Below are 696 nucleotides of genomic sequence, written 5' to 3' on the forward strand. Positions count from 1 at the left end.
GCCAGCCCTGAAAGGGCACTGAAAAGTTCGCCAACCGCACTACTCTTCCGGCTAACCCTAAAAGGGTTCCCCTATCTCTTTTTATTTTTTCTCTTTACTTCTTCACCTGTAAATGGATCGATAAATTCCGCCATGCTTAATTGTTCTGCCACTATATCATCTTGTATTTGATTTCGAATGTACTCTTCAATTACTTTCTTATTTCTTCCTACTGTATCCACATAAAATCCTTTACACCAAAATTTCCTATTTCCATACCGATATTTTAAATTGGCATGCCGATCAAAAATCATCAAACTGCTTTTTCCCTTTAGATATCCCACAAAAGAAGATACACTTATTTTCGGCGGAATACTAACCAACATATGAATATGGTCTTTACATGCTGTAGCTTCTAGAATTTCTACGCCTTTTCTTTCACACAATTTCCGTAATATTTGTCCTATATCTTGTTTTAGTTTTCCTTAAATGATTTGCCTTCTATATTTCGGTGCAAAGACGATGTGATACTTACAATTCCATTTTGTATGTGCTAGACTGTTTTTGTCGGAAGACATTATGGGTCCTTCCTTGGTGTATAAATTTGGTTGGCGAACCAAAATTTATTTTAACACCATGAGGGAGCCTTTTTTAATACATCGCTATAAGCTCTCCTGAACCATACGCCTAGCGTATGGTTTTCATTTATCCAAAAAA

The 696-nt window shown here is 36.1% G+C and carries 1 pseudogene; it reads right to left on the reverse strand.

Annotation, left to right across the window (positions count from 1 at the left end):
• Positions 1-71: 71 nt before the first annotated feature.
• A pseudogene (gene tnpA / locus H9631_RS22195) lies at positions 72-557 on the reverse strand (IS200/IS605 family transposase).
• Positions 558-696 lie beyond the last annotated feature (139 nt).

It is taken from the genome of Bacillus norwichensis, assembly GCF_014836955.1.
Lineage (GTDB): Bacteria > Bacillota > Bacilli > Bacillales > Bacillaceae_C > Siminovitchia > Siminovitchia norwichensis.